Source organism: Geobacillus sp. CAMR5420 (assembly GCF_000691465.1).
Taxonomy (GTDB): Bacteria; Bacillota; Bacilli; order Bacillales; family Anoxybacillaceae; genus Geobacillus; species Geobacillus thermoleovorans.
Genome location: NZ_JHUS01000008.1, coordinates 1 through 25,862, shown reverse-complemented (window position 1 = coordinate 25,862; position 25,862 = coordinate 1). Strand labels below are relative to the sequence as shown.

Here is a 25,862-nt window from a genome sequence, read left to right as displayed (position 1 = left end):
TCGCATCTAGGTCTTCATTATTTTATCTTAATTAGGCGAGAAGACTCCCACTTCAACAAAGCGAAGCGGAGTAAGTGGGAGATGAATCGCCTTAACTATATTTTGCTGAAAATAGGATAGATTCAGTAAAATATAGTATAATATAGTTAGATGGGAGGTGAAAAAATGTATTTTTGTATCAAACAACAGCTAAATGGTTTGACCAAAGAAGAATACTTGACTCTTCGAGAACTGTGCCATATTGCCAAGAACATGTACAACGTCGGATTGTACAATGTCAGACAATACTATTTTGAACACAAGGAATTTCTTAATTATGAGAAAAACTATCATCTTGCAAAAACTAACGAAAACTATAAGCTGTTAAACAGCAACATGGCACAGCAAATTTTAAAAAAGGTCAATGAAGCCTTTAAATCTTTCTTTGGTTTGATCAGTCTTGCCAAACAAGGAAAATATGACCACAAGGCTATCAGTATTCCAAAATATCTTAAAAAAGATGGCTTTCATTCACTGATCATTGGCCAGATTCGTATAGACGGCAACAAATTCACGATACCGTATTCTCGCCTATTTAAAAAGACTCACAAGCCTATCACGATAACGATTCCGCCTGTGTTACTGGACAAAAAGATTAAGCAGATTGAAATCATTCCTAAAGGGATGGTGAAAAACGACCCATTTTCCGAATCCATTCTTTCGGACTGGCAAAGAGGGGCGATCGCACAAGGTTTCTCAAGTTGAGAAGAGGACGACTTTTGCGGTTTTTTTCACTAAATCACTGGCCTTCTAAGCATCATGCCAGGTTCTTTGAGATTCAGTACAAATATGAAATGCCTGAAGATCAAAGAGAATTAAATGACCAAAAAGCACTGGCAATTGATTTAGGATTAAACAATGTTGCCACTTGTGTCACATCAGACGGCAGATCATTCATCATTGATGGGCGGAGATTAAAAAGTATAAATCAATGGTTTAACAAAGAAAATGCCAGACTTCAAAGCATGAAAGATAAGCAAAAAATCAAAGGCACCACTCGTAAACAGGATGTCAATGGCGCATTAAACATCTTAAAGAAAAGTAAAGCTGTAGACCTGAGTGTCTTATGCTCTAGCGGCGAAGTGGACACGCCTCAAAGAATAAGGATTGCTTGAAGCAGTCAAACTTCTTTGGAAGCCCCCACTTCAAATTTTCGCTAGAAAATTAAGTGGGGGTAGTTCACCAGTCTGTCCCCCATCCGGCAAATCACACCGACAGGGGCTGCCACCGAATCCGTTTACACCAGCCTTTTCGAACCGCAACGTCGCAAAAAACACATCCCCTCTGGCTCGTCCAGAGAGGATGCGGCACGTTGTCATTGATAAATATGCACAAACGGCTCGTCTGCTTTCGCCTGGCGCACGATGAGGCTTTCCGGCTGGCCGGCCGAGGCGATGTAGACATTAACGGTGATGTAGTCCGGGAATTTTTCCATCACCAAGCCGGTCACGTATTGGGTAAAGCCGATCACTTCCGCTTTGCCGTAAAACGGCATCGTAATGTTGATCGTTAACTTCTGAAGCTGGTCGTTGACGTACAACCCTCTGCCGACGATGCCCGTGTAGTTCGGGAAAAAGTCTTCAACATCTGATTTAAAATTGTTGAATTTGAGCCAGTCATCACGATGGTTCTCTTCCGCCTCATCGGACGGGAATAAATAATATTCCTCGTTTACCGCCTCCCAATCATCGATGGTGCTGCTTCCTTCATCGACATGGGCGACGGCGAAAAAGTGGCCTGGAACAACAGATGAACGGGGCGCTTGTTTGTACAGGGCGATCGTAATCGGCACGTTCCCAAGCCCTTTCATGCTCCGCAGCCGCTTCAGCACCTCGGCGGCGATCCGCTTTCCTTCCCGTTCGATGACATCGTCTTTGATTTTGACCTCCCGCGGATAGCCTTGCTCGGTCGAATAATAGTGGACGGAGTTTAACGCCAGGCCGATAGCGATGCCGCCGAGCTTCACTTTGTCGTTGTCGATCTTCACCAAATAATCATGTTCCAAAATGCTTGCCAAATAAATCGGGCTTTGTTTGTTTTTTTGTTCGTTTGTTCCCGTGTCGCTGATCGGTGGGTTTAAGCCGATGTTGTCTTCCGGCTTCATTTTCTCTTCCTTCAGCTGGCGAGTCGTCTTCTTGCGAGCGAGCCATTTTCCAACCGTCTCGCTGTCTAAATATTGCCCCTCTTGGAACAAGTACTCATCCGACGGAAACTGCTCAGTGGCCAAGCGCATGAGCCCCGTCTCAAATTCGTCGACATCAAGGCGCGTATTTAAATCATTGACGACCTCCCCACGGGCCCCGGACGGTTTGAACGGAAGGATGACGCGGTAATACGAGTCGGCAATGTTGTATTTCGGGATGACGGCTTCTTGCTGTTTGCTGCCTTTGTCTTGCACGACTTCCTCACCTTTGTCAAACTTCGGCGCACACGCAGACAACAAACAAATCGAAGCGAGGCCGACAGCGGCCAACCGCTTTCGGGCCCGATTCGTCCAACGGCAGGCAACCAAACTGTGAAGTGGTGAGATTCGTTTCATCGTTTCCCCCTGCTGATCTCTTGCAAAAATCGTGATTCGTCCCAAATCTCAATGCCAAGCTGCTGGGCTTTCTCCAGCTTCGATCCGGCGTCCTCACCGGCGATGACGATGTCGGTGCTGCGGCTGACGCTGCCGGTGACGCGCCCGCCGAGCCGTTCAATCTCTTCTTTTGCCTCATTGCGCGACATCGACGCGAGTTTGCCGGTCAAGACGACCGTTTTGCCGGCGAAGGCGGAGTCAGCAGGCGCTTCAGCCGCCCGCTTCAGCCCTTTGTATGCCATGTTGACGCCGTAAAGCCGCAGCTCATGGAGCAGCTCGGCCGCTTCTGGCTGGGAAAAGAAGGCGATGATCGAGTCCGCCATTTTCTCGCCAATTTCCGGCACGGCCATCAATTCCTCTTTCGTCGCTTTTTCCAGCCGCTCCATCGTTTCAAAATGCTCAGCCAAAAGTTGGGCGGCTTTCGCTCCGACGTAGCGGATGCCAAGACCGAACAGCAACCGCTCGAGCGAGTTTTGCTTCGATGCCTCAATCGCTGCAAGCAAGTTGGTTGCTGACTTTTCGCCCATCCGTTCCAAACCGATGAGCTGTTCTTTCGTCAGCCGGTACAAATCGGCGACATCGTGGACGAGGCCAGCGTTAAACAGTTGGGTGACGACTTTTTCGCCCAACCCTTCAATGTTCATCGCTGCTCTTGAGGCAAAATGGATGAGCCGTTCGCGCAGCTGGGCCGGGCATTTCGGGTTTAAGCAACGGAGCGCCACTTCTCCATCTAGGCGGACGAGCTCGCTTTCGCATTCCGGACAATGCGTCGGCATCACAAACGGCGTTTCATCCCCGTCGCGCCGGTCGACGACGACGCCGACCACTTCCGGGATGATGTCGCCCGCTTTTTTAATGATGACCGCATCGCCGATGCGAATGTCTTTTTCCCGTATAAAATCTTCATTATGAAGAGTGGCGCGCTGCACGGTCGTGCCGGCGACGCGGACCGGCTCTAAGATCGCTGTCGGAGTGACGACGCCCGTGCGGCCGACGTTCACCTCAATGCCGATGAGCGTCGTCACCACTTCCTCGGCTGGGAATTTGTAGGCGATCGCCCAGCGCGGGCTTTTTGCCGTCGCACCAAGCTCCCGCTGTTGGGCGAACGAGTCGACTTTAATGACGATGCCGTCGATCTCGTACGGCAGCTGCGGCCGTTTTTCGTGCCACTCGTTGACGAAGGCGATCACCTCATCGATGTTGGCGCAGCGCCGCCGCTCGGGATTCACTTTAAACCCAAGCGCCTGTAAGTAGTCGAGCGCCTCGCTGTGCGACTCAATGCCAAGCTCTTCAGCATTGGCCAAACCATAAACGAACAAATCGAGCTGGCGCGACGCCGCCACTTTCGGATCGAGCTGGCGGAGCGAGCCAGCCGCAGCGTTGCGCGGGTTGGCAAACAGCTCCTCGCCTCGGGCTTTTCGCTCCTCATTCAAGCGCAAAAACGACGCTTTCGGCATGAACGCCTCGCCGCGCGCCTCCAGCGACACCGGCTCCTTCAGCCGAAGCGGCAGTGAACGGATCGTTCTCAAATTTTCCGTAATGTCCTCGCCGGTCGTTCCGTCGCCGCGCGTCGCCCCTTGGACGAAATAACCATCTTCATAGCGGACGGAGACAGCGAGACCATCGATTTTCAACTCGCACACGTACGCTGCTTCGCCGACCTCTTGGCGGACGCGGCGGTCAAAATCGCGCAAATCCCCTTCGTCAAACGCGTTCGCGAGACTCATCATGGGAACAACATGCGTCACTTTGCGAAACGCCTCAAGCGGAGGGCCGCCGATGCGCTGGGTCGGCGAGTCGCTCGTTTTCAATTCCGGATACTGTTCCTCGATGGCCATCAACTCTTGCATGAGCCGGTCATACTCGGCGTCCGGGACGGACGGCCGGTCGAGCACATAATATTCGTAGCCATAGCGGTGCAGCAGTTCGCGCAGCTCGGCCGCGCGCCGTTCGGCTTGTTGGCGGTCCATACGTTCACCCGTTCTCCTTTCTATACTTTCTCAATCGGCGCAAATTTAGCGAGCAGACGTTTAATGCCGATCGGGCTCGGGAAGGCGATATCGAGTTCTTGGTCGTCACCTTCGCCACGGACACTGACAACCGTACCGATTCCCCATTTCCGATGGTTCGCCCGGTCTCCGACTTTCCACACCCTGATGGCGCCGCCTGCCTGCAAGCGAGCGGACGCTGAACGGGAAACAGACGGTTTCCCACGCGAGACCGTCTCCAGCAAATGCGCGGGAATCTCATCTAAAAAGCGCGACGGCCGGTTCATTTGGATGTTGCCAAACAGCGTCCGCATTTGCGCGTTCGTCAATACGAGCTCTTCCTCGGCCCGAGTGATGCCGACATACGCCAGCCGCCGCTCTTCTTCCATTTCATCCTCATTCTCCAGTGAACGAAGATGCGGAAAAATGCCTTCTTCCATGCCAATCAAAAACACGACCGGAAACTCAAGCCCTTTGGCGGCGTGCAGCGTCATGAAGACGACGGCATCGCCCTCGGCCGCCTGATCTGTCCCATTCAGCTCGTCCAAATCAGAAATGAGCGCCAAGTCGGTTAAAAAGGCGACGAGCGATTTATCGTCGCTTACATTTTCGAAATGCTTCGTCACCGACAAAAACTCGTCCAAGTTCTCAAGCCGGCTTTGCGCTTCAATCGCCCGTTCCGCCTTGAGCATCTCGCGGTAGCCCGATTGGTCGAGCACTTCCTCCACAAGTTCCGTCACCGGAACGTATTCTTGCAGCTGCGTCCATTGCTCAAGCTGTCCGCGAAACGCGGCGAGCGCCCCGGCCGTCTTCGCGCTGAAGCCGATCATCTCCAGCTCGCCGAGCGCTTCAAACAAGGACAGCTCATGCTCGGCCGCATAGCGGACAAGTTTGTCGATCGTAGAGGCGCCGATGCCACGCTTTGGCACGTTGATGATGCGAAGCAAGCTCAAATCGTCATCGGGGTTGGCGATGACGCGCAAGTAAGCGAGAATGTCTTTAATTTCTTTCCGGTCATAGAACTTTAAGCCGCCGACGATTTGGTACGGAATGTTCGCTTTTAAAAACATTTCCTCGATGACGCGTGACTGGGCGTTCGTCCGATAAAGCACGGCAAAATCGCGGTAGCGGCGCTCCCCGCTCTCAACCGCCTCTTGAATGCGGCGGGCGACAAATTGCGCTTCGTCCACTTCGTTCATCGCTTCATAATAGACGATTGGCTTCCCTTCCGGGTTTTCCGTCCACAACCGCTTTGGTTTTCGATTGACGTTATGCGCAATGACTTCATTTGCCGCCTGCAAAATGCGTTTCGTCGAGCGGTAGTTTTGTTCAAGCAAAATGACTTTCGCGTTCGGGTAGTCGCGCTCAAACGATAAAATATTGCGAATGTCCGCCCCGCGCCACCGGTAAATCGACTGGTCGGCATCGCCGACGGCGCAAATATTTTGAAACCGGTCTGCGAGCTTTTTCACCAGCGTATATTGAGCGCGGTTCGTATCCTGGTACTCATCGATATGGATGTACTGGAACTTATACTGGTAATATTGAAGCACATCCGGCACGCGGTCAAACAAGTGGATCGTCGTCATGATCAAATCGTCGAAATCGAGTGAATGATTGCGGAGAAGGCGCTGTTGATACTCTTGATACACGTCGCCGACGATCTTTTCGTAGTACGTCGATGCCCGCTTTGCGAATTGCTCGGGCGTGAGCAAATCGTTTTTCGCCCCGCTGATCGTCGCTAAAATCGTCCGCGGCTCAAATTTTTTCGGATCGATATTTTTGTCTTTCAAAATCGCTTTGATGACCGAAAGCTGATCCGTCGGGTCAAGGATGGAAAAATTGCGATTGATGCCGATGCGGTCAATGTCGCGGCGCAACATGCGGACGCACATCGAATGGAACGTCGAAATCCACACGTCTTCCGCCGCCCCGCCTAAGAGCGCCTGCACCCGCTCCTTCATTTCACGCGCCGCTTTGTTCGTAAACGTAATGGCTAAAATATTCCACGGCGCCACCTGTTTTTCCGCCATCAAATAGGCGATCCGGTGCGTCAGCACGCGCGTTTTTCCGCTGCCCGCTCCCGCCATGATGAGCAATGGGCCTTCTGTCGTTTTAACGGCTTCTTGCTGTTCTTTGTTTAAATGCGCAAGCAGCTTTTCCGATAAAAAATTCATCATGTCCACCACCAATAAAACATATGTTCTATTTTCCATCATCGCCGCTGCGTTGACCAGCCATCTGCTTCACCGCCGCCACCGTCGCCAACGCCTGTTCGAACGCGTCGTAAATCGCGTTGCCGACGACCACCGTATCGGCATAGCGCGCCATATGCTCCGCCTGCTCAGGAGTTGTGATGCCGCCGCCGTAAAACAGCTGCGTCTGATCAAGCGCTTGTTTCACTTTTTCCACGACAGACGGATCTCCATAAACTCCGCTATACTCAAGGTAAAAAATCGGCAGCTTGTACAAATGCTCAGCCAAACGGGCATAGGCCACAATATCGTCGACGTCAAGCTCCGTATCGGCTCTCGTCAGCTTGGCGGCCTTGCATTCCGGATTTAAAATGCAATAGCCCTCTGCGGCAATCTCATCCCAGTTCATCATATCACCGTATTGTTTCACCGCCTCGTGATGACGGCCGATGATCCACTCCGCCTGCCGGCTGTTTAACACGATCGGAACCAAATATACGTCAAATCCCGGCGTCAGCGCTTCGACGTCGGTGACTTCGAGCGCGCATGGCACCGAAAAACGGCGGATGCGAGCCAATAAATCAAGCACGTTGTCGATGGTCACCCCGTCGGTTCCGCCGACGATGACGGCATCCGTTCCCGACTCGCAAAGGCGCTCAAGGCGCTCGTCATCAATCGGTTTATTCGGGTCGAGTTTAAACACATGGCGCCAAGCGCGAATCTCCTCCATAGCGGCAACCCTCCACTCCGTCTCCATTGTTCCATTATAACAAATCCGCAAAAAGAAAAGGAGTTCCTTTGCAAATGGAAGGAATCTCCTTGCCGCGTCAGTCTGTGACCGCTTCGTTGGCTTCTTTCTCTTCTTGCTGTTGCTCCTCTTTAATGCGATCGAGCGCCATGGCGTAAGCATCATTGCCGTAGTTGAGGCAGCGCTTGACGCGCGAAATCGTCGCCGTGCTCGCTCCGGTTTCCGTTTCGATTTTGTGATACGTATATCCTTCGCGCAGCATGCGGGCGACCTCGAGCCGCTGGGCGAGCGCCTGGATTTCATTCACGGTGCATAAATCATCAAAAAAACGGTAACACTCTTCTAAATCGCGCAGCGATAAAATCGCTTTAAACAGTTGATCCAACTCTCTGCCGCGCAGTTTGTCAATTTGCATAGCTGCTTCCTCCTTGCGTTTTGGCGGGAAAAATGTTGTAGCCAACCAATCTGCGAATCCACCGCCCCTTTGCCTTGCAACAGACAAGGCGGTTATGATTTCCACTGGACGATCGCCAGTTCCGGCACGATATTGATCCACGTTTTTCCCGGCACGAATCCGATCGGAGCCCCGTTATGGTACGGCAGCAGCCGGCCGTCGACGTTTTTCCATTCGATCGGCTGCATGACGCCGCCCTGCAGCAAGTACCCCTTGCCACCGGAGGCGAGGTCGATGTCGCGCCGTCCGTGGCTATCGATGACTCGATGCCGGGCAGCGATAATCATGACGTTTTGCACGACAACCGGCTTATGCGTATCATAATCGATCGTTTGCTCGCCGCCGCTGTACCGGTAATACCCCTTTTGTTCAGGAACATATTGGTATTCAACCTGGGCATAGGCGCGATGCGAATAGGCGATGTGAACCGTCTCGACCTTTTGGCCGCTCGGCTCATCGGTGCGAAACGATAGCGGGGCAACGTGGTCCGTCCAAGCATACCCGTTTTGTTTCGCTCCTTTTTCGATGTTGGCGAATGAAATGTATGAGTTGTGCGGCGCCTTGCGGAACGGGACGCGCTGAAACAATGTGCCGTCGTAAAACAATCCGTTCAAATAGTCGATTCCGCCTCCCTCAAGACGCGCTTTCGCCTCCGGACTCCAGCCGTGACATACATACAGTGCATGGTAGCCTTCACTCAAGTCAATATAGTAATCACGCGCGCTTCGCACCGGTCCGACCCGCTCCGGCAATTCGCTTTGGTACAACGCCAACAAACGGGTGATATCGCCCTCGGCAAGCACCTCATACACGATGTCCGCCGCACGAAGCCCCGATTGCGGCCGCGCCTTCGGGTGATTGTTGATCATCACGCCGACGACCCGTTGATGGATGTTCCCTTTCGCCGGCAGCCCCGTCAGCGGGAACGTTTGTTTTTCCTCCGCCGGAGGCTTGGACGGCTGCTCCTGCCGAGGAGCCGGTTTGGCTGGTTCAGCCTGCTTCGGCTCGCTTTTGGTCGTGCAGCCCCCTAACAACAACAATGCCGCGCAGCTGATGACGAACAGCCAATGTTTCAATGGACACACAACCTTTTCTTTTTTATTTTACCGCATTATCGAAGGAAAGAGTACCGTTTTGTGCATCACATCATAAATGCCGCGTTGGGTGACGCGCACATACGGCAGGTGGGTCGATTGCAAAAAGAGCAACGAATACACCGGGTCTTCGAACGGATATCCACGCTCGCGCAACAAACGGACGAACGTTTTTTCTTCGTTGATCAATTCATCCACCTCCAAGGAGGACATCATGCCGCCTAAAGGAAGCGAGAGCTCAAACAAAATCTCTCCGTCCTCAGCGAGCACAATGCCGCCGCCGATCTCCTTCATCCGCCGGAAGGCGAGCATCATATCTTCCTTATGCTTGCCGATCAAAATCAAATCCCCGGTGTTCGAGTAAGAACTCGCCAGCCCGCCAAGCACCGATGAAAAACCTTTTAACATCGTATTGACGCGCCAGCGGCCGTTTCGGTCAAACAAGGCCAGAAAACACTCATCATGGTCATGCCCTAAACGATCGCGCGACGTATCGATCGACACGGAATACGGTTTTAAAATGACGGCGTTTTCCATGCGCAGCCCCATCGGCATGGAAAATTGCAAATCATCCCATTCAAGCTCCCATGACAACGAAAGCGGCCGAATGCCAAACCGAGACCATTCCGGCGCCGGCCAGAGAGGCGGCGCTTCTCCATCGCGCTTCACCCATTCGCCTTTGGCGAGCACTTGCGCCGGCGTCGGATCGTGAGCCGAGCGCAAAAAGTTGATATGAGCGATGCGGCCGGTGGCAATGCTGCCGTGAAGATGCTCGATGCCGTAGTGGCGGGCAGCGTTGATCGTCGCCATCGCATAGGCATCGATCACCGGCACGCCATGCTCGATCGCGATGCGGATCAGCCAATCGATCACCCCATTCTCATAAAACGCCGGCGGCGAGCCATCCGTCGTCAACAAGCATTTATCATAATGCCGGATGCCAAGCGCTTTCATCTCTTCAAGCAGCACCGGCAAATCCGGGCGAATCGAGGAATGCCGAAGCGCGACGGTATAGCCGTGCCAAAGGCGCATGCGCACTTCCTTTCCCGTCATTGCCTCATGATCGCCATCTGCGCCAAAGAGCGCCATTTTGACAAGCGTCTTTTCCGACGCCCCCGGAAAATGCCCTTCAATTTTGCGGCGCCGCCGATGCGCTTCTTGCATCCAATACAAGATGATGTCATCACCGCTCGCCACTTTTGGCCATGAGGTCAACTCACCGCCTTGAAGCACCGCCTCTTGGTCAAGCCAGCGCTTGATCCGAGCATTGGACACTTGTTCCTCTTCGCGCTCGAGCTCCGTTTGCCCATCAAACCGGCACCACCAATACATCGACGTTGGAAGCGCATTCATTTCTTGTAAAAATAAAAGCGCGTCTTCATCATCGAGCTGCAAAAGCAAAAACAAGTTATCGTTGATGAGCGTTGTTGTTCCGTGCGCCGCTGCATAACGAGCAAACGAATGGGGATTATATAATTGAAATGGATGAACATGCGGCTCAATGTAGCCGGGAACGAGCACGTACCCACGGCAGTCGACGATCTCACACGCCTCGTCGACACGATCGGGAAGACGCTCTCCGGCATACACGATGCGGTCGCCATGGATCCATATGTTTCCTTTTACCCATTCACGAAAATACGAATGCAAATATGTGGCGTTCACCAATACTTTCGTCGGCGATTGTTTGCCATCAATCACCGCTGCTTGTGCACGCAGTTCGCTGCCTTTCCATCGGTAACGTTGTTCGCCCATTGACACCCCGTCCCTTGTTTCCTAATCGTTCCATACAACCATTTTAACGCACAAAAGCGACTTTCACAATAAAAATATTAAGGAGGGGACAGACCGATGGCGAATATCGGCATTGTGAACGCATTCATTCGCATCACGGTTGGCCTGACTGTCATCGCCTGGGCCACCGCCCGCCTCGCCCGGCGGCCATGGTGCACATCCTATTTGTGGGCCGCTTTGCTTGGGGCGATGAAAGTCGGAGAAGGGATCACCCGTTTTTGTCCGATGACCGCCCTGTTTGACAATATGCAGCGCCGGCAGCTGTTTGAAGAGGAAAAGGAAGCGGTCGTCAATCCGACATGAGGGAGGACATCCGTCCGACGTTGCGCACCGCTTTTGCCGATGTCTTCCATTCCACCGTCATTCGGCAACATTTTTCGCATCGTGAGCGATACGTGTTGCTATGTATCGAAACGGCCAATGAAGAGTGCCAACTGTCAACGAAAGAGAAGAAAGCAAAATGATCTGCGGCTTGGCATTGTGGACTAGCCAAACATCATCAAAAAAGGTGTCCCATACTTGGGACACCTTCGACTACAAAGGAGTGAACCACCATGCTGCTCGAGTATATGACCGATATGTCGTTCGTATTGGCCGCGTTAATCGGCGGCATTATCGCCCTTTCATACGTGTATATGCGGCGGAGGCGCGTTCGATAGCGCGCCGGCCGATGTCGCGCCGGTAAAATAAGCCGTCGCAGTCGATCGCCGCCAACTGCTCGTACGCTTTTTCCTTCGCTTTTGCGAGCGTCTCCCCTTTGGCCGCTAACAGGAGAACGCGTCCGCCATTGGTGTACCATGCGCCGCCTTCTCGTTTGGTGCCAGCATGGAACAACAACGCATCAGGGGAAATTCGGTCCAACCCGCGGATTTCGGCCCCGCGCTCGTAAGCCCCGGGGTAACCTTTAGCTGCCAGCACGACGCCAAGCACCGCCTCGTCCGTCCATTCAAGCTCCAACTCTTTTCCATCCATCACCGCTAGTACCGCTTCCACCAAATCGGTCTTCAGACGCGGCAGCACGACTTGCGCTTCCGGATCGCCGAAGCGGGCGTTGAATTCGATCACTTTCGGCCCATTTGCCGTGGCCATCAATCCAGCGTACAGCACGCCAAGAAACGGCCGTCCTTCCGCCGCCAACGCTTTCGCCGCCGGCCGCAAAATGGCCTCTAGCGCGGCATCCATCATCTCATCCGAAATTTGCGGCACCGGCGAGTAGGCTCCCATGCCGCCGGTGTTCGGTCCTTCGTCTCCGTCATACGCCCGCTTATGGTCTTGGGCGATGGCGAGCGGATACACCTTCTCGCCGTTAACGAACGCCATAAACGAAAATTCTTCCCCTTCTAAATACTCCTCAATGACAACTTGACTGCCGGCTGTGCCGAATTGTCCGTCGACAAGCGCTGCCTTCGCCGCGGCAAGCGCTTCTTCCACCGTTTGGGCGACGGTGACGCCTTTTCCGGCGGCCAATCCGTCCGCTTTAATGACGATCGGCGCGCCTTTTTGTTCAATATAAGCTTTCGCCTCTTCGTACGACGTAAAGGCCGCATGGTCCGCCGTTGGGATGCCGTATTTCTTCATCAGCTCTTTGGCAAACGCCTTGCTTCCTTCGATGAGCGCCGCCCTCTGGCTTGGGCCGAAAATGCGAAGCCCCTCGGCCATAAAACGGTCAACAATGCCGGAAGCAAGCGGCGCTTCCGGCCCGACGATCGTCAAATCGATCGCCTGTTGTTTCGCAAACTGCACCAATGCCTCAATATCGAGCTCATCAATATGGACCAGTTCCGCCACGTCCGCGATGCCCGGGTTTCCCGGCGCTACATACAGCTTGCCAACAAGCGGGCTTTGCGCCGCTTTCCAGGCGATGGCGTGCTCGCGCCCGCCTCGTCCGATGACCAGTACATTCATCGTCTCCCTCTCCTTTGCCACGCTTAATGTTTAAAGTGGCGCACGCCGGTGAAGACCATGGCTATGCCGTATTCATCCGCTTTGCGGATCGAATCCGCGTCGCGAATCGAGCCGCCCGGCTGAATGATAGCGGTAATGCCGGCTTTCGCCGCCGCCTCGACCGTATCGTCCATCGGGAAGAACGCATCGGAGGCCAACACGGCGCCAACCGCCTGTTCCCCGGCTTGTTCGATCGCAATTTTGGCCGCGCCGACCCGGTTCATTTGCCCGGCGCCAACGCCGACTGTCATCCCGTTTTTGGCCAGTACAATCGCATTCGATTTCACATGTTTGACAACCTTCCAAGCAAACCGAAGCTGTTCGCGCTCAGCCTCGGTCGGCTCGCGCTTCGTAACGACGTTCCATTCAGCGTCTTCGAGCGTGAACGTATCGGCCTCTTGGACGAGCAAGCCGCCATTGACGGAAACGAGCATTTTTTCCTTGACGTCCGGCGCGGTAAAATCAAGCGTCAACAGACGGATGTTTTTCTTTTTCGTCAAAATGGCAAACGCCTCGTCGCTGAATGACGGAGCGATGACGATTTCCAAAAAGATGTCGTGCATCCGTTCGGCTGTTTCTTTGTCCACTTCACGGTTGACCGCAATAATGCCGCCGAAAATCGACACCGGGTCCGCTTCGTACGCTTTCGTAAACGCCTCAAGAAGCGTCGCGCCGACGCCGACGCCGCACGGGTTCATATGTTTGATGGCGGCCACAGCCGGCTCTTGAAATTCGCGAATGAGGTTGATCGCCGCATTGGCGTCGTTAATGTTGTTGTACGACAACTCTTTGCCATGCAGCTGTGCCGCGTTGGCAATCGAGAACGCCGCACCGAGCGGCTTGGCATAAAACGCTGCCGATTGATGCGGATTCTCGCCATAGCGCAATGATTGTTTTTTCGTATACGTGACCGTGAGCGTTTCCGGATAGTTCTCTCCGGTGAGGTTTGTCAAATACTCCGCAATCATCGCGTCATACGCCGCCGTATGGCGGAACGCTTTCGCCGCCAGTTGTTGCCGCGTTTTTGCTTGGATCGAACCGGTCGTTTTCAGTTCTTCAATCACCATCGGATAATCGGCTGGATCGACGACAATCGCGACATCAGCATAGTTTTTCGCCGCCGCACGCACCATCGTCGGGCCGCCGATATCGATGTTTTCAATCGCCTCCGCGAGCGTCACATCCGGTTTGGCGATCGTTTGTTGGAACGGATACAAGTTGACGACGACCAAATCGATCGGGCGAATGCCATGCTCTGCGAGCGCTGCTTGGTGGCGCTCATCGCTGCGCACCGCCAAAATGCCGCCGTGAATGGCCGGATGCAATGTTTTGACGCGCCCGTCCAAAATTTCCGGAAAGCCGGTGACATCGGAAATCGAAATGACGGGAACGCCGGCGTCTTCAAGCGCTCGTTTCGTCCCACCGGTCGAAATGATATCAATTCCAAGTTCAGCCAGCTGCTTCGCAAACGGAATGACGCCTTCCTTATTGGACACGCTGATCAATGCTCGTTTCACTGCCATCGTTCTCGATCCTTTCTTCCTGTTGTTCCTTTTCCCCTAGCAGCATGCGCAACACCGTCGGGTACAGCTCGTGTTCGACTTGATGGATGCGCTCCTCAAGCGCCTCGATCGGCTCGCCCGGCACGATCGGAACAACGCGCTGGGCGATGACCGGCCCGGTATCCATTCCCTCATCGACGTAATGAACGGTGACGCCCGTTTCCGATACACCAGCCCGATACGCTTGGCCGATCGCATCTTTGCCCGGAAACGCGGGCAACAGCGACGGATGGATGTTGACGATCTTCCCCTCATAAGCCGAAAGCAGCGTCGGCCCGATCAAGCGCATATAGCCGGCCAACGCAATCCAGTCGATTTGGCGCCCCTTTAGCTCACGCAAAATCTCGCTCTCAAACGCCGCTTTGGACGGGTAGTCTTTTGGGGAAAACACGAACGCCGGCACGTTTTCGCGCGCCGCTCGTTCAATGACTTTCGCACCAGGGCGGTCGCAGACCAAAAGCGCCACACGAGCCGGCAAATCGCCGCGTTTGGCCGCGTCCACGATCGCTTGAAAGTTCGTGCCGCTTCCTGAAGCGAACACCGCCAGCCGCTTCATGCCCGGCCCCCTCCAGCAAACGACACGCCCGCTCCTTTGGCCACTTCGCCGATGATGTACGCCGGTTCGCCTCGTTCCGAAAGCCACTCAACAAGAGGAGCCGCCGTTTCCGGACTGACAGCGAGCACAAGGCCGATGCCCATATTAAAGACGGAAAACATTTCTTCTTCCTCAAGGCTGCCCTTTTCACGCAAAAAGTCAAAAATCGGCAAAATCGGCCATGAACCGAGCTGAATGCGCGCGCCGATTCCCGGCGGCAGCATGCGCGGAATGTTTTCGATCAACCCGCCGCCGGTAATATGCGCCATCCCTTTGATCGTAAACCGCTCGCGCACAGAGCGCAACAGTTTCGCATAAATGCGCGTCGGCTTCAATAACTCCTCGCCGAGTGGAACATCAAGCGGCTCGTAAATCTCATCAAGCGACAATTTCGCTTGTTCAAACACGATGCGGCGCACAAGCGAATAGCCGTTGCTGTGAAGGCCGCTTGATGGCAGGCCGACAAGCGCATCGCCCGCTTGGATCGTCTCTCCGGTTATGAGTCGCTCTTTTTCCGCAACGCCGACCGCAAACCCAGCCAAATCATACTCATCTTCATCATACATTCCTGGCATTTCCGCGGTCTCCCCGCCGATCAAGGCGCAGCCGGCTTCGACGCAGCCGTCGGCCACCCCTTTGACGATGGCGGCGATTTTCTCTGGCACCGCCTTGCCGCAAGCGATATAGTCGAGGAAAAAGAGCGGCTCCGCCCCTTGGACAATAATATCGTTGACACACATAGCGACACAGTCGATGCCGATCGTATCATGCCGGTCAAGCAAAAACGCTAGTTTCAACTTCGTTCCGACACCGTCCGTGCCGGAGATGAGCACCGGCTGGCGGTAACCAAGCGCGGATAGATCAAACAAGCCGCCAAACCCGCCGATCCCGCCCAGCACTTCGGGACGCATCGTTTTTTGCACGTGCTCTTTCATGAGGGCGACGGCCTGATAACCAGCCTCGATGTCGACCCCTGCTTGTTTGTATGCCTTTGCCACGTCAACTCCTCCTTTTCGCCGCCCATCACGCTCAGGACGCCAGGCGACGCTCTTGTTGCGCAGCGTTTCTCTCGCGGAAACGCGCCACCACATTCGTCAGCTGCACCGGTTATACTTCCTCCATCATTTCATCGTCAGACATGGCCGCGCCGCTTGACCGAGGCGGGTCGGATATTGGCCAGTGAAACACGCCAAACATTGCCCGCGCTGCGGCGAGACGTCCGGACGCCCGATGGCCTCAAGCATCCCTTCCTGGCTGATAAAGGCGAGGGAATCAGCGCCAATCAAGCGCCGAATCTCTTCAACAGTGCGATTCGCCGCGATCAATTCTTCCTTTGACGACGTATCAATGCCGTAAAAGCAAGGATGGGTGATCGGCGGCGCGCTGATGCGCACGTGCACTTCAACCGCCCCGGCTTCACGGAGCATCGCGACGATGCGCCGGCTCGTCGTCCCGCGCACGATCGAATCATCCACCATCACAACCCGTTTGCCGGCCACAACCCCGCGCACCGGCGACAGCTTCATTTTCACTCCTTGCTCGCGCAACGCCTGCGACGGCTGGATGAACGTCCGCCCGACATATCGGTTTTTAATCAACCCCAATTCGTATGGAATGCCGCTCGCCTCAGCGTAGCCGATGGCAACAGAGATGCTTGAGTCCGGCACGCCGGTGACGATGTCGGCCTCTGCCGGCGCTTCCAAGGCCAGCCGCTTTCCTAAGTTTTTTCGGGCCTTATGGACATTGATGCCGTCGACATGGCTGTCCGGACGAGCGAAATAAATGTACTCCATGCTGCAAATCGACCGCGGCTGCCTAGGAGCGAACCGTTCTGAACGCACCCCTTCGCGGCTGATGATGAGCAATTCCCCAGGCGCCACTTCCCGCTCGTATGTGGCGCCGATGACGTCAAACGCGCACGTTTCCGACGCCACGACATACGCCGAGCCGAGCCGGCCGAGCGACAGCGGCCGAAACCCGTGCGGATCAAGCGCCGCATAGAGCGCCTTTTCCGTCAGCAGCAAAAACGCAAACGCCCCTTCGATCTGACTGAGCGCCTCTTTCATTTGCTCGACAAACGTCGGCGCTTGGCTGCGGCGGATGAGATGGGCGAACACTTCCGTATCCGATGTCGTCTGAAAAATGCTTCCTTGCCCTTCAAGCGCGAGCTTCAACTCGATGGCGTTTGTCAAGTTGCCGTTATGGGCGAGCGCCATCGCGCCGGTTTGCGAGCGGAACAAGAGCGGCTGAACGTTTTCATAGCCGCCCCCGCCCGCCGTCGAATAGCGGACATGACCGATGGCCGCCGCCCCTTTGAGCGCATCGAGCGTACCGCTTTGAAACACATCGGTCACCAGCCCCAGCCCTTTATGACTGGATAAGCTCCCGTTATGCGCGACAACGATGCCGGCCCCTTCCTGCCCACGGTGCTGCAGGCTGTGAAGCCCGTAGTATGTGAGCCGGGCGGCGTCTTCATGCCCCCAAATGCCGAAAATGCCGCACTCCTCGTTCAATCCTTTGATTTCAGCAAGCATGGAATAGCCCCTTTCCAGACGTTTCGCATCTTGGCAACGGAAAGGTGAATGAGCGTCTCACCGTGCTCCCCGTTCACCACGAATGCGCCGTCGTCTGTCACTTCGCCGATTTGTTTCGCTTCAACCAGTTGCTCAAACGCCTCTTTTTGCTCTTTTTTCACCGAGACAACAAAGCGTGATTGCGTTTCGCTGAACAGTTCACTGACGAGGTCACCGCCGATCGTCACCTTGGCGCCAAGCCCCGAGGCACCCATGACACACTCAGCAAGCGCAACGGCTAATCCTCCTTCGGCAATATCATGCGCTGACGCCACCACCCCCGCGCGGATCGCCGCAAGCAGCTGGCGCTGGCGGCTTGCTTCCACCTCTAAGTCAATCTCCGGTGCTTTTCCAAAAATGCGGCCTTCCAGCCATTTTTGCAACTCGCTGCCGCCAAACTCCGGCTTTGCCTCGCCGATCACGTAAATGAGGTCGCCCGCTTGTTTAAACGACTGAGTCGTAATATGGGAAAGATCGTCAATGAGACCGACCATGCCAACGACCGGGGTTGGGTACACGGCCTCGCCGTTCGTTTCATTGTACAGCGAGACGTTGCCGCTCACCACCGGCGTCCCGAGCGCCCGGCACGCTTCGCTCATCCCGTCGACCGCTTTTTCGAGCTGCCAGAAAATCTCCGGCTTTTCCGGGCTGCCAAAGTTGAGGCAGTCCGTAATGGCGAGCGGCTTTGCTCCGGAGCAGATGACATTGCGCGCCGCCTCGGCGACCGCGATTTTCCCGCCCGTTTCCGGATCCAAATACAAGTAGCGCGAATTGCAATCCGTCGTCAGCGCGAGCGCCTTGTTCGTGCCGCGGATGCGCACGACCGCCGCGTCCGATCCTGGGGCGACGACCGTATTCGTCCGCACCATATAGTCGTACTGGTCGTACACCCATTCTTTGCTCGCAATCGTCGGCTGGGCGAGCAGCCCGAGCAATGTTTGATTGTAGTCTTCGATGTGCGGAATATACGGCGGCATCGCTTGAAACTCGCGGTAATAAGCCGGCTCCGCAGACGGTTTATGATACACCGGCGCGTCTTTCGCCAAGGCGTCCACCGGAATTTCCGCCGCCACCTCGCCTCGGAACAAGAGGCGGAGCATTTTGTCATCGGTCACTTTGCCGATTGCTTTGGCCTCGAGGCCGTATTTGGCAAAAATCGCGGCGATTTCGTCTTCACAACCTTGCTTGACAACAAGCAGCATCCGTTCCTGCGATTCGGACAGCATCATTTCGTACGGCGTCATGCCTGCCTCACGCTGCGGGACGAGATCCAAATTCATTTCAATGCCAAATCCGCCTTTGCTTGCCATCTCGGCGGATGAACTCGTGAGTCCTGCCGCCCCCATATCTTGAATGCCGACTAACGCATCGGACTTGACTGCTTCAAGACACGCCTCAAGCAGCAGTTTTTCCATAAACGGGTCGCCGACTTGCACGGCGGGACGCTTTGCTTCCGACTGTTCGCTCAACTCTTCCGAAGCAAACGTCGCCCCGTGGATGCCGTCGCGGCCCGTTTTCGCCCCGACGTACATGACCGTGTTGCCGACCCCGGTCGCCACGCCGCGCTGAATGTCCTCATGGCGGATGATCCCGACGCACATGGCGTTGACCAATGGGTTGCCTTCATACGCCGGGTCGAACTGCACCTCGCCGCCGACGGTCGGGATGCCGACGCAGTTGCCGTACCCGGCAATGCCGGCGACGACCTGCTCGAACAAATATTTGACGCGCGGCGACGTCAATTCGCCAAATCGAAGCGAGTTCAGCAGCGCAATCGGCCGCGCTCCCATTGAAAAGACGTCGCGGATGATGCCGCCGACCCCGGTCGCCGCTCCTTGGTACGGCTCGATCGCTGACGGGTGATTATGGCTTTCGATTTTAAACGCCACCGCCAGCCCGTCGCCAATATCGACAATGCCCGCACCCTCACCCGGCCCTTGCAGCACGTGTGGACCATCAGTCGGGAATTTTTTCAGCACCGGCTTCGAGTTTTTGTAGCTGCAATGCTCCGACCACATGACGGCAAAAATGCCGGTTTCCGTGTAGTTCGGCAGTCTCCCCAAAATCGCTTCAATGCGCGCAAACTCTTCATCTGTTAACCCCATCTCACGGTACAACTTTTGTTCTTTGATCATCGCCGCGCTCGGCTCAAGCAGTAACGACATGCGTCTCCCTCCAATAGTTGACGATCGATCGGAATAGTTTCAATCCGTCCGCGCTGCCGAGCAAGGCGTCGACCGCCCGCTCCGGATGCGGCATCATGCCGAGCACATTGCCCTGTTCATTGACGATGCCGGCAATATCCGCCAAGCTGCCGTTCGGATTTTCTCCATGGTAACGGAACACGATTTGCCGGTTCTCGACAAGGCGCTCGAGCGTCTGTTCATCGCAATAATAATTCCCTTCACCATGGGCGATTGGAATTGTAATGACTTCGCCTTTTTCGTAGGCAGACGTAAACATCGTTTCATGATTTTCCACCGTCAGCTGGACCGGCCGGCAGATGAATTTCAACCCTTGATTGCGGCGCATCGCCCCAGGAAGCAAGCCGGCTTCGAGCAAAATTTGAAACCCGTTGCACACCCCAAGCACCGGTTTTCCCGCTTCGGCGGCTTTTTTTACGGCAGCCATCACCTTGGAGAAACGGGCAATGGCTCCGGAACGCAAGTAATCGCCGTACGAAAACCCGCCTGGAAGCAAAATGGCGTCAAAACGGTCTAGATCGTCCTCGTCATGCCAAACGTATTCGACCTCTTCGCCAAGTTCATCGGCGATCGCATGATACATATCGACATCGCAATTCGATCCCGGAAACACAACGACGGCAAACTTCATCGGGCGACGGCCTCCTCGATTTCATAGCGGTAGTCTTCAATCACCGGGTTGGCAAGCAGTTTTTCACACATCTCGCGAACGAGCTCGTTGATGTCGCGGTCGCTCTCTTCAATCACGAGCTCCATAAACTTCCCGATTCGTACATCTTTCACTTCCGTATACGATAAGCTGTGCAGCGCCCCTTTTACAGCGGTCCCTTGCGGATCCAACACACTCTCTCGCAACGTGACATACACTTTTACTTTGTACATGCCGATTCTCCCCCTAACCGTTGTAAAATGACTTCGTATGCGTCCGTCAAACTGCCCAAGTCGCGGCGGAACACGTCTTTGTCGAGCTTTTCGTTCGTCTTTGCGTCCCATAACCGGCACGTGTCCGGTGAAATCTCATCCGCCAAGAGGATGGCTCCGTCTGCTGTATGGCCGAACTCAAGCTTAAAATCAATCAACCGCACGTTCCGCTCGGCAAAATGGAGGCGCAGCACGTCATTCACCGCAAGCGCGGCCTGCTTCAGCGCGGCGACTTCCTCGCGGCTGGCGAGTTTTAAAATGAAGATATGATCTTCCAAGAGCAATGGGTCGCCAAGGTCGTCGTTTTTGTAATAAAACTCAACAAGCGGCGCCTCAAGCGGCGTCCCTTCCTCTAGACCGATCCGCTTGGCTAAACTTCCCGCTACCACATTGCGGACAACGACTTCAAGCGGGATGATCGTCACGCGCCGGACCAATTGTTCCGTTGGCGACAGCTTTTCAATAAAATGATTGGCAATGCCTGCTTCGCGCAGCTTCAAAAACAACAAGCTGGAAATCTCGTTATTGAGCCGCCCTTTGCCGGCGATCGTCGCCTTTTTTTCGCCGTTAAACGCCGTTGCGCTGTCTTTGTACTCGACCCAAAGCACATCTGGCTCGTCAGTCGCGTAAATTTTTTTCGCTTTCCCTTCATATAACAGCTGTTGTTTCGTCGGCACGATCAACGCCTCCATTTGTCCAGAAGATTGAAAATCTTTTGTATAGCCGGCTGGCTTCGACCAGCCGGCAGCCGCTCACTCCAACCCTAAGCGTGCAAAAATCGTATCGACATGTTTCAAGTGATAGCGATAATCAAAACAATCATCGAGCTCCTCTTTCGTCAGCCGGCTCATGATCCGCTCATCCGCTTCAAGAAGCGAGCGGAACGGCACTTGTCTCTCCCACGCTTCCATCGCTTTCGGCTGCACCAAATCGTACGCCTCCTCGCGCGTCATCCCCTTGTCGATCAAAGCAAGCAAGACTCGCTGTGAATAAATGAGCCCGAACGTGCGCTCCATATTTTTTTTCATGTTTTCCGGGTACACAAGCAAATGTTTCACGATATTCGCGAATCGGTTCAACATATAATTCAACGCAATCGTCGCATCCGGCAAAATGATGCGCTCGGCCGACGAATGGGAAATGTCGCGTTCATGCCAAAGCGGCACGTTTTCGTACGCTGTCACCATATAGCCGCGAATGACGCGCGCCATGCCGGTCATGTTTTCCGAACCGATCGGATTGCGCTTATGCGGCATCGCTGATGAGCCTTTTTGTCCTTTGGCAAAAAACTCTTCGACTTCGCGGACTTCGCTTTTTTGCAAGCCGCGAATCTCGACGGCAAATTTTTCAATCGATGTCGCAATTAAGGCCAATGTCGCCATATAGTAAGCGTGGCGGTCGCGCTGCAGCGTCTGCGTCGAAATCGGCGCCGGCGTCAAGCCGAGTTTTTCACACACATACTGCTCCACAAACGGATCCACGTTGGCGTACGTGCCGACTGCGCCGGAAATTTTCCCTACTTCCACCATCTTGGCAGCTTGTTCAAACCGCTCCAAATTTCGCACCATCTCGGCATACCAAAGCGCCAGCTTCAGCCCGAACGTCGTCGGTTCGGCATGAACGCCGTGCGTGCGCCCCATCATGACCGTGTATTTATGTTCGCGCGCTTTCTCTTTCAGCACTTGAATGAAGTTTTCCAAATCACGCCGCAAAATCGCGTTCGCCTGCTTTAACAAGTAGCCGAGCGCCGTATCGACGACATCGGTCGACGTGAGACCATAATGCACCCATTTTCGTTCTTCCCCAAGCGTCTCAGAAACGGCGCGGGTGAAGGCGACGACATCGTGGCGCGTTTCTTCTTCGATTTCCTTAATGCGGTTGACGTCAAACGACGCGTTTTCACGCAGGCGGCGGACATCTTCTTTTGGGATGACGCCAAGCTCGGCCCACGCCTCGCACGCGAGCAGTTCCACCTCAAGCCATGCCTTAAAGCGGTTTTCCTCGGTCCAAATCGCTCCCATTTCCGGTCTTGTGTAACGTTCAATCATCCTCGTTCCAGCCTCCGATCATGCCAAATTTGCCACGATTCGATTCTCGCCAACGCCGCCTCGACATCGTCTGCCAGCACCGTCACATGCCCCATTTTCCGCTTCGGCTTCGCTTCGTGTTTGCCGTACAGATGGACGTAGGTCCCCCCGTCGAACGCACCGATATGCCGAATGACCGGCTCGACGTGCTCGCCTAAAATATTGACCATCACCGCCGGCTTCAACAATTCGGTCGATCCGAGCGGCCAGTTGCAGACGGCGCGGATGTGCTGGGCAAACTGCGACGTCGCGCATGCATTGATTGTATAATGTCCGGAGTTGTGCGGTCTAGGGGCCAGCTCATTAATATAAATATCCCCGTCCGCAGTCAAAAACATTTCCACCGCCAGCGTCCCAACGAGCGAAAACGATGCGGCCAACACTTCCGCGTAGCGAATGGCCCGCTCTTGCACGCTTTCCGGAATTCGAGCCGGAACGATCGTTTGATGCAAAATGTTCTCGATATGAATATTTTCCGCCACTGGAAAAACAGCCGTCTCACCATCGAGGTTGCGGGCGACAATGACCGACATTTCCTTCACAAACGGCACCCAGCCTTCCAAAATGCATGGGCCAAGCCCAAGCAAATCAGCCGCTTTGGCTAGATCGCCTTCGCCGCGCAGCACATATTGTCCTTTGCCGTCGTAGCCGCCGCGCCGCGTTTTCAAGACGCACGGGAAACCGATCGTCTGAACGGCCTGTTCAAGTTCCTCCGCTCCATTCACTTCGACATAGGGCGCCACCGGCAAGCTGGCATCAACGATCGCCGCTTTCTCCAGCGCCCGGTCTTGCGTCACCGCAAGCAGTCGGCTTCCTTGCGGGACATAGGCGTTTGCCTCCAGCCACTCAAGCGCTCGCGCATCGATATTTTCAAATTCGTACGTAATGACATCGCTCACGCGGGCCAGTTCAGCGATGGCGTCCAAATCATGATAAGGCGCCGTAATCTCCACATCGGCCACTTGCCCGCACGGGGAGTCAGGCGTTGGGTCGAGCACGGCGATGCGAAAACCCATCTCGCGCGCCGCCAAAGCCATCATCCGCCCGAGCTGCCCCCCGCCGATGATGCCGATCGTCTGCCCAGGAACGATCCGTTGCTTAGTCAAATTGATCACTGCTTTCTACGATTTGTTTGCGAATCGCTTCCCGCCGCGCTTTGAGCGCCTCCATATAGCGTGGCTCAAGCAGTCCAAGAATCGATGCGGCGAGCAGTCCGGCGTTGGTCGCCCCCGCCTTGCCGATCGCCACCGTCGCCACCGGCACCCCGCCTGGCATTTGCACAATCGACAATAACGAATCAAGTCCATTCAATGCTTTTGACTGCACGGGCACCCCAATCACCGGCAGCGTCGTTTTCGCCGCGATCATCCCCGGCAAGTGAGCCGCTCCGCCAGCGCCGGCAATGATCACGCGGATGCCGCGCTCCTCGGCTGTCTCCGCATACCGAAACATCTCATCCGGCGTCCGGTGCGCCGATACGACTTTTTTCTCAAACGGAACACCCAATTCCGCCAAAATGGCGCAAGCATGTTTCATCGTTTCCCAATCCGAATGGCTTCCCATGATCACCCCAACGAGCGGGCTCATACCGTTTCACTCCTTTTGCTAGCACAACAAAACCCAGAACATGCGTTCCCATTCATAAACGAGGGAAAGCATCGTTCTGGGCTTTGACAGTTGCTGATCGAAAAAAAAGCCAAAACCGATCCTTTCCCTCATAGTCCAATCATTTACGGTGATTGGGTAGAAACTTTTGGGCCATATTCCCAAAATTATATGAGGGATCTTCTCATACACTATGAAGTTACCTTTATAGTAGCAGGTTTTTTTTCGGCGTGTCAAGGAAAAAATCGAACATTTAGTATTTCACCAAAGCAAATGTTCGTGTTTTTTGAATCACCAAACGAAGAAGACGGCATATGATGAAGGAGCGGAGGAGGGAGACGTTATGACCAACGAAAATCCATTTATGCCGTTTTCCGATTGGACAAAACATTGGCAGCAATTTTTCCAAAATGATTTTTGGGGAAGCATCCAGCCGTTGCTGCCGTCATCAAACTCAAACAAACCATCATCCGGCATGAACATTTACAAAAAAGACAACGAGCTACTCGTTGTCATCAGCCTCCCGGGGCTCGAAAAAATCGAAGATGCAGAAGTGTATGTATCATACAAAACGTTGGAAGTGAAGGCAACCATTAATCTAAACTTCAAAGGGTTTGAGCTAGTAGAAGAAGGCCTTTTCCAAGGCCAATTCCAAAAAACAATCCCACTGCCGTTCGCCGTCAAAGAGGACCGCATCGAAGCAACATACCATAACGGCCTGTTGTTCATCCACCTGCATCGACTTATCCCTGACGAGCCGAAAAAGAAAATTGTCATCAAAAAAAGCGAATAATCTCCCCACGAGTGCAAAAAAAGAAGATACCTGCCTTTCCAAAAAAAGTAAAAAAAAGAGGGTGTCCATGCCGTACAGGACACCCTTACGCGAGTTTCCGTTTCCTATCGCTTTTATGAAAAAGGGGGTCTAGGAAACGATGATCACGCTTTACATTTTGGGGGAGAGGATTGAAAATGGCGTCATTCAAAATGACTCATTTCCCATTAGGCAAAAATAATGAGAGAACCATTCAGCTCCCTCATTTTTTTGCCTGCCTAGCAGCGACCTACTCTTGCAGGGGCGCTGGCCCCAACTACCATCGGCGCTGGAGGGCTTAACTTCCGTGTTCGGGATGGGAACGGGTGTTTCCCCTCCGCCATAGCCACTAGGCAAGCATTTGGATTTTGACATCATTTATTATACTTGAAAAACAAACAATGTCAAGAAGGAAGTTCATTCCCTCAAAACTAGATAACCGTGCTCAGGAAGAAGCCGCTCGCCTGCGCTTTTCGCTGTCTAGTTCCGGCCGCCATCGGCTCGCGACGCTTCGGTCCTGCTGCGGCGGCGACACATTGCATACGCTCCTGTGGCACCACCCACGCAGAACCAAGCTTCGCTTGGTTCGAGCCTCCTCGCAGGCCCTCCAGCGCACCTCGCCGATAAGCGGGCGGCCTCCACTTTTCTTGCTAGGTTAAGCCCTCGATCG

22 protein-coding genes, 1 rRNA gene, 2 pseudogenes and 1 riboswitch are annotated in these 25,862 nt (G+C 54.4%); of the genes and pseudogenes, 5 read left to right on the top strand and 20 right to left on the bottom strand.

The window, feature by feature from the left end:
* Positions 1-165: 165 nt before the first annotated feature.
* Both DI44_RS0116865 and DI44_RS0116860 read left to right on the top strand, forming a co-directional pair.
* Positions 166-660, top strand: a pseudogene (locus DI44_RS0116865) (transposase); the annotation flags it as partial.
* A gap of 131 nt (positions 661-791) precedes the next feature.
* A pseudogene (locus DI44_RS0116860) lies at positions 792-1,154 on the top strand (transposase); the annotation flags it as partial.
* Positions 1,155-1,354: 200 nt separating this feature from the next.
* Here DI44_RS0116860 and DI44_RS14625 read toward each other — a convergent pair.
* The 7 genes from DI44_RS14625 to DI44_RS14655 form a co-directional block, all read right to left on the bottom strand.
* On the bottom strand, positions 1,355-2,578 hold the full coding sequence (locus DI44_RS14625) for a CamS family sex pheromone protein (protein WP_014194776.1): 1,224 nt from the start codon (positions 2,576-2,578) through the stop codon (positions 1,355-1,357).
* Positions 2,575-4,587 (bottom strand): NAD-dependent DNA ligase LigA, encoded by a 2,013-nt coding sequence (ligA, locus tag DI44_RS14630; RefSeq protein WP_014194775.1) that lies wholly within the window; start codon positions 4,585-4,587, stop codon positions 2,575-2,577. Before ligA ends, DI44_RS14625 begins: the two co-directional genes overlap by 4 nt.
* Before the next feature lie 20 nt (positions 4,588-4,607).
* The gene (gene pcrA, locus DI44_RS14635) at positions 4,608-6,782 is read right to left on the bottom strand and encodes a DNA helicase PcrA (RefSeq protein WP_025039099.1); all 2,175 of its coding nucleotides are present in this window, start codon (positions 6,780-6,782) and stop codon (positions 4,608-4,610) included.
* 28 nt (positions 6,783-6,810) lie between these two features.
* The gene (locus DI44_RS14640) at positions 6,811-7,530 is read right to left on the bottom strand and encodes a heptaprenylglyceryl phosphate synthase (RefSeq protein WP_014194773.1); all 720 of its coding nucleotides are present in this window, start codon (positions 7,528-7,530) and stop codon (positions 6,811-6,813) included.
* 97 nt (positions 7,531-7,627) lie between these two features.
* Positions 7,628-7,963 carry a YerC/YecD family TrpR-related protein gene (locus DI44_RS14645; protein ID WP_011229782.1) on the bottom strand — a complete coding sequence of 112 codons (336 nt, stop codon included), beginning with the start codon at positions 7,961-7,963 and terminating at the stop codon, positions 7,628-7,630.
* A 92-nt stretch (positions 7,964-8,055) separates the two neighbouring features.
* Complete coding sequence (locus DI44_RS14650; protein WP_031212138.1) at positions 8,056-9,078, bottom strand: DUF3048 domain-containing protein; 1,023 nt, start codon at positions 9,076-9,078, stop codon at positions 8,056-8,058.
* Between the two features lie 27 nt (positions 9,079-9,105).
* Positions 9,106-10,851, bottom strand: a complete 1,746-nt coding sequence (locus DI44_RS14655; RefSeq protein WP_023633363.1) for an adenine deaminase C-terminal domain-containing protein — start codon at positions 10,849-10,851, stop codon at positions 9,106-9,108.
* A gap of 96 nt (positions 10,852-10,947) precedes the next feature.
* Here DI44_RS14655 and DI44_RS14660 point away from each other — a divergent pair, with 96 nt between their 5' ends.
* The gene (locus tag DI44_RS14660) at positions 10,948-11,193 is read left to right on the top strand and encodes a DUF2892 domain-containing protein (RefSeq protein WP_011229779.1); all 246 of its coding nucleotides are present in this window, start codon (positions 10,948-10,950) and stop codon (positions 11,191-11,193) included.
* A gap of 251 nt (positions 11,194-11,444) precedes the next feature.
* Positions 11,445-11,549, top strand: a complete 105-nt coding sequence (locus DI44_RS19700) for an EYxxD motif small membrane protein (protein ID WP_325048220.1) — start codon at positions 11,445-11,447, stop codon at positions 11,547-11,549.
* Here DI44_RS19700 and purD read toward each other — a convergent pair.
* The 12 genes from purD to purE all read right to left on the bottom strand — a co-directional run bounded on the left by purD (position 11,503) and on the right by purE (position 24,363).
* Positions 11,503-12,795 carry a phosphoribosylamine--glycine ligase gene (gene purD / locus DI44_RS14665; protein ID WP_011229777.1) on the bottom strand — a complete coding sequence of 431 codons (1,293 nt, stop codon included), beginning with the start codon at positions 12,793-12,795 and terminating at the stop codon, positions 11,503-11,505. The two genes, DI44_RS19700 and purD, sit on opposite strands and share 47 nt — an antisense overlap.
* Before the next feature lie 23 nt (positions 12,796-12,818).
* Positions 12,819-14,357, bottom strand: a complete 1,539-nt coding sequence (gene purH / locus DI44_RS14670; protein ID WP_011229776.1) for a bifunctional phosphoribosylaminoimidazolecarboxamide formyltransferase/IMP cyclohydrolase — start codon at positions 14,355-14,357, stop codon at positions 12,819-12,821.
* Positions 14,320-14,952 carry a phosphoribosylglycinamide formyltransferase gene (purN, locus tag DI44_RS14675; protein WP_011229775.1) on the bottom strand — a complete coding sequence of 211 codons (633 nt, stop codon included), beginning with the start codon at positions 14,950-14,952 and terminating at the stop codon, positions 14,320-14,322. The genes purH and purN overlap by 38 nt, the downstream gene beginning before the upstream one ends.
* A complete protein-coding gene (gene purM, locus DI44_RS14680) occupies positions 14,949-15,989 on the bottom strand; it encodes a phosphoribosylformylglycinamidine cyclo-ligase (RefSeq protein ID WP_011229774.1) in 1,041 nt (346 codons plus the stop codon). Before purM ends, purN begins: the two co-directional genes overlap by 4 nt.
* A gap of 123 nt (positions 15,990-16,112) precedes the next feature.
* On the bottom strand, positions 16,113-17,525 hold the full coding sequence (purF, locus tag DI44_RS14685) for an amidophosphoribosyltransferase (RefSeq protein WP_011229773.1): 1,413 nt from the start codon (positions 17,523-17,525) through the stop codon (positions 16,113-16,115).
* Positions 17,501-19,729 carry a phosphoribosylformylglycinamidine synthase subunit PurL gene (gene purL, locus DI44_RS14690; protein ID WP_033024548.1) on the bottom strand — a complete coding sequence of 743 codons (2,229 nt, stop codon included), beginning with the start codon at positions 19,727-19,729 and terminating at the stop codon, positions 17,501-17,503. The genes purF and purL overlap by 25 nt, the downstream gene beginning before the upstream one ends.
* Entirely contained in the window at positions 19,713-20,399 is a 687-nt protein-coding gene (purQ, locus tag DI44_RS14695; protein WP_014194764.1) for a phosphoribosylformylglycinamidine synthase subunit PurQ, read from the bottom strand. Before purQ ends, purL begins: the two co-directional genes overlap by 17 nt.
* Positions 20,396-20,650 (bottom strand): phosphoribosylformylglycinamidine synthase subunit PurS, encoded by a 255-nt coding sequence (purS, locus tag DI44_RS14700; protein WP_014194763.1) that lies wholly within the window; start codon positions 20,648-20,650, stop codon positions 20,396-20,398. Before purS ends, purQ begins: the two co-directional genes overlap by 4 nt.
* Positions 20,638-21,381 carry a phosphoribosylaminoimidazolesuccinocarboxamide synthase gene (gene purC / locus DI44_RS14705; RefSeq protein WP_033024547.1) on the bottom strand — a complete coding sequence of 248 codons (744 nt, stop codon included), beginning with the start codon at positions 21,379-21,381 and terminating at the stop codon, positions 20,638-20,640. The genes purS and purC overlap by 13 nt, the downstream gene beginning before the upstream one ends.
* Positions 21,382-21,441: 60 nt before the next feature.
* Positions 21,442-22,737, bottom strand: coding sequence for an adenylosuccinate lyase (gene purB / locus DI44_RS14710; RefSeq protein ID WP_011229768.1), 1,296 nt, complete (start codon positions 22,735-22,737; stop codon positions 21,442-21,444).
* On the bottom strand, positions 22,734-23,882 hold the full coding sequence (purK, locus tag DI44_RS14715; protein ID WP_011229767.1) for a 5-(carboxyamino)imidazole ribonucleotide synthase: 1,149 nt from the start codon (positions 23,880-23,882) through the stop codon (positions 22,734-22,736). The genes purB and purK overlap by 4 nt, the downstream gene beginning before the upstream one ends.
* On the bottom strand, positions 23,875-24,363 hold the full coding sequence (purE, locus tag DI44_RS14720; protein WP_011229766.1) for a 5-(carboxyamino)imidazole ribonucleotide mutase: 489 nt from the start codon (positions 24,361-24,363) through the stop codon (positions 23,875-23,877). Before purE ends, purK begins: the two co-directional genes overlap by 8 nt.
* A 111-nt stretch (positions 24,364-24,474) precedes the next feature.
* A riboswitch (purine riboswitch) is annotated at positions 24,475-24,576 on the bottom strand.
* A 148-nt stretch (positions 24,577-24,724) separates the two neighbouring features.
* On the opposite strand from purE, the gene DI44_RS14730 reads away from it, so the two are divergent.
* Positions 24,725-25,174: an Hsp20/alpha crystallin family protein gene (locus tag DI44_RS14730; RefSeq protein ID WP_011229765.1), complete on the top strand. Its 450-nt coding sequence runs from the start codon at positions 24,725-24,727 to the stop codon at positions 25,172-25,174.
* A gap of 255 nt (positions 25,175-25,429) precedes the next feature.
* Here DI44_RS14730 and rrf read toward each other — a convergent pair.
* Positions 25,430-25,546: ribosomal RNA gene (rrf, locus tag DI44_RS14735) — 5S ribosomal RNA — on the bottom strand.
* Positions 25,547-25,862: the final 316 nt, after the last annotated feature.

Excerpts from the sequence above, each read along its gene's own strand:
- pcrA (WP_025039099.1), bottom strand. The coding sequence starts at position 6,782 with ATGAATTTTTTATCGGAAAAGCTGCTTGCGCATTTAAACAAAGAACAG.
- purB (WP_011229768.1), bottom strand. The coding sequence starts at position 22,737 with ATGATTGAACGTTACACAAGACCGGAAATGGGAGCGATTTGGACCGAG.
- ligA (WP_014194775.1), bottom strand. The coding sequence starts at position 4,587 with ATGGACCGCCAACAAGCCGAACGGCGCGCGGCCGAGCTGCGCGAACTG.
- DI44_RS14655 (WP_023633363.1), bottom strand. The coding sequence starts at position 10,851 with ATGGGCGAACAACGTTACCGATGGAAAGGCAGCGAACTGCGTGCACAA.
- DI44_RS14625 (WP_014194776.1), bottom strand. The coding sequence starts at position 2,578 with ATGAAACGAATCTCACCACTTCACAGTTTGGTTGCCTGCCGTTGGACG.
- purC (WP_033024547.1), bottom strand. The coding sequence starts at position 21,381 with ATGGAGGCGTTGATCGTGCCGACGAAACAACAGCTGTTATATGAAGGG.
- purD (WP_011229777.1), bottom strand. The coding sequence starts at position 12,795 with ATGAATGTACTGGTCATCGGACGAGGCGGGCGCGAGCACGCCATCGCC.
- purE (WP_011229766.1), bottom strand. The coding sequence starts at position 24,363 with ATGAGCCCGCTCGTTGGGGTGATCATGGGAAGCCATTCGGATTGGGAA.
- purF (WP_011229773.1), bottom strand. The coding sequence starts at position 17,525 with ATGCTTGCTGAAATCAAAGGATTGAACGAGGAGTGCGGCATTTTCGGC.
- DI44_RS14730 (WP_011229765.1), top strand. The coding sequence starts at position 24,725 with ATGACCAACGAAAATCCATTTATGCCGTTTTCCGATTGGACAAAACAT.
- purL (WP_033024548.1), bottom strand. The coding sequence starts at position 19,729 with ATGTCGTTACTGCTTGAGCCGAGCGCGGCGATGATCAAAGAACAAAAG.
- DI44_RS19700 (WP_325048220.1), top strand. The coding sequence starts at position 11,445 with ATGCTGCTCGAGTATATGACCGATATGTCGTTCGTATTGGCCGCGTTA.
- DI44_RS14660 (WP_011229779.1), top strand. The coding sequence starts at position 10,948 with ATGGCGAATATCGGCATTGTGAACGCATTCATTCGCATCACGGTTGGC.
- purN (WP_011229775.1), bottom strand. The coding sequence starts at position 14,952 with ATGAAGCGGCTGGCGGTGTTCGCTTCAGGAAGCGGCACGAACTTTCAA.
- DI44_RS14645 (WP_011229782.1), bottom strand. The coding sequence starts at position 7,963 with ATGCAAATTGACAAACTGCGCGGCAGAGAGTTGGATCAACTGTTTAAA.
- purS (WP_014194763.1), bottom strand. The coding sequence starts at position 20,650 with ATGTACAAAGTAAAAGTGTATGTCACGTTGCGAGAGAGTGTGTTGGAT.
- purH (WP_011229776.1), bottom strand. The coding sequence starts at position 14,357 with ATGGCAGTGAAACGAGCATTGATCAGCGTGTCCAATAAGGAAGGCGTC.
- purQ (WP_014194764.1), bottom strand. The coding sequence starts at position 20,399 with ATGAAGTTTGCCGTCGTTGTGTTTCCGGGATCGAATTGCGATGTCGAT.
- DI44_RS14640 (WP_014194773.1), bottom strand. The coding sequence starts at position 7,530 with ATGGAGGAGATTCGCGCTTGGCGCCATGTGTTTAAACTCGACCCGAAT.